Here is a 1754-nt window from a genome sequence, read left to right as displayed (position 1 = left end):
GAGCAGGATGCGGAATCCCTTGCCCGAGACGGTGATGTAGAAGACCATGGTGAAGCGCTGTTTCAGGGCTTTTTTCTTAAGCTCTGCGATGTCTTCGGGAGGCACGTCATCATAATCGAGCATCAGCCAGAAGGTTTCCTTCCTGAAGTCGGTCAGCTTCTTGGCATTACCTTTGAGCTGCACGCTGGGAGTGATGCAGGGCAGCCGGTGCTTGATGTCCTCTGCCGTTCTCTTGTCCACCTTCATCATCGCCCTGTAGCCTTCGGTATTGGCTTTTACAGGTGCCGAATGCATGATGTTGTACTCCAGCACCGCTCTGTTAGGGAGCGGGTTGCTGGCAGAGGAAAACAGGTTAGTGAAAAATGAGGGCAAGGCCTCTTTCTCCTCCATGGCTTCCTGTTCTCTGTTGATTGCTTCTGTTGTTTTCTTTTTTGCCATATTTTTAAAATTTAAAGGGTTGTCAGTTTAATGAATTTCTCATAAATTTTAGCGGATTTCCTGGAAACCGAGTTGTATGGAAGTTTTTCTCTGAACAGTGCCCATTTTCTGTTTCTCTCTTCCCAATAATCATCTCCTTTCTCTTCCTCCCACCTGTCTACTTTTTCCTTGTAGATTTTCAGTTTGGATTGGTATCCTTCCTGATGTCTGTTCTCTATGTCTTTCTGCCTCAGGTAGCTTTTGATAGCCTCTTCCATGGCAAGGAGTTTTTCGGGAGTGAATGTTCCGTTCTCTATATCCATGCTAACGGTATTCCTGCCGCCCTCGATTTCTAACAGCTTTATTTGGTTTATACCTAACTTTTTGGCAAAGCCGAATTTTACGTTGCCTTCTTCTGCCAGTTCTTTTAAAAAACTGCCCATGTCTAATGTTTCTTTAATCTTTTGATTGTTCATGCTGCGAAATTACTACAAATTTGTGAATTGGGTGGTTGAGCGTCATGACGCTCAATTTTTGCAAACAATAACCTAGGTTAAAGTTTTTAACGCAGCAAATCGGTGCCCCTTTCTGGGGGTATTTTGAAGATGAAGATGATGTTTGGTTTTGTATTGCCTGGCGGAAGAAAAAGCAGAAAAATGACGAGGTGAAGGGTGAAGGGTATATTTTAAACTCTATATTATATTCTTTATTTTATGGATTTTGCGATTTTTGACCCTAGGGTCTTTTTTTCGGTTTTTACCCTTACCCTTCACGCGTATATATATAAAAGAGTTTTCAACCCTTCACCCTTCACCTTTTTGTTTAATATTTTGTGGGTCAGAGAGTTAAGGGTGAAGGGTGGTGAAGGGTGGTGAAGGGAGAAGTAAAAAGACTTTCCTCTCCTCTATGTAAAAAACAGCCCTAAAAATTTGGAAGTTACAAATATTCAGCGTATCTTTGCAGAAGATAAACTGCACTCGGCAAAATATTCAAGCAAGCTTGATATTCTGCGCTCGTTTGCATTATCTTTGCAAAACAAAATAAAAACATAAAGCGTATGAAACAGGTAGAAGAAAGATACATCAGCTTGCTGACCGACTTCGGCTTCAAGCGAATTTTTGGAACAGCAATGAACAAGGATTTGCTCATTTGCTTCCTCAACAGCTTGTTTAATGGCAGACAGGTTGTTAAGGACGTATCGTATCTGAATCCAGAGCATGTGGGAGATGTCTATACCGACCGCAGAGCCATCTTTGATGTATATTGTGAGGGCGAAAACGGCGAGAAATTCATTGTAGAAATGCAGAATGCCTACCAGACGTATTTCAAGGATCGCG

Annotated in this window: 3 protein-coding genes; 1 reads left to right on the top strand and 2 read right to left on the bottom strand. The window is 42.1% G+C overall.

Annotation, left to right across the window (positions count from 1 at the left end; genetic code table 11):
- Both KSW37_RS15495 and KSW37_RS15490 read right to left on the bottom strand, forming a co-directional pair.
- Nucleotides 1-438, bottom strand: a 438-nt coding sequence (locus tag KSW37_RS15495; RefSeq protein WP_217315341.1) for a BT4734/BF3469 family protein, incomplete at its 3' end; no start/stop codon positions are given.
- A gap of 11 nt (nucleotides 439-449) precedes the next feature.
- Complete coding sequence (locus tag KSW37_RS15490; protein ID WP_119238656.1) at nucleotides 450-893, bottom strand: hypothetical protein; 444 nt, start codon at nucleotides 891-893, stop codon at nucleotides 450-452.
- 581 nt (nucleotides 894-1474) lie between these two features.
- Here KSW37_RS15490 and KSW37_RS15485 point away from each other — a divergent pair.
- The coding region (locus tag KSW37_RS15485; protein ID WP_217315340.1) for a PD-(D/E)XK nuclease family transposase at nucleotides 1475-1754 on the top strand (280 nt) is incomplete at its 3' end.

It is taken from the genome of Segatella copri (assembly GCF_019127135.1).
Classification (GTDB): Bacteria; Bacteroidota; Bacteroidia; order Bacteroidales; family Bacteroidaceae; genus Prevotella.
This window is presented reverse-complemented; position numbering and strand designations above follow the sequence as displayed.

Excerpts from the sequence above, each read along its gene's own strand:
- KSW37_RS15490 (WP_119238656.1), bottom strand. The coding sequence starts at position 893 with ATGAACAATCAAAAGATTAAAGAAACATTAGACATGGGCAGTTTTTTA.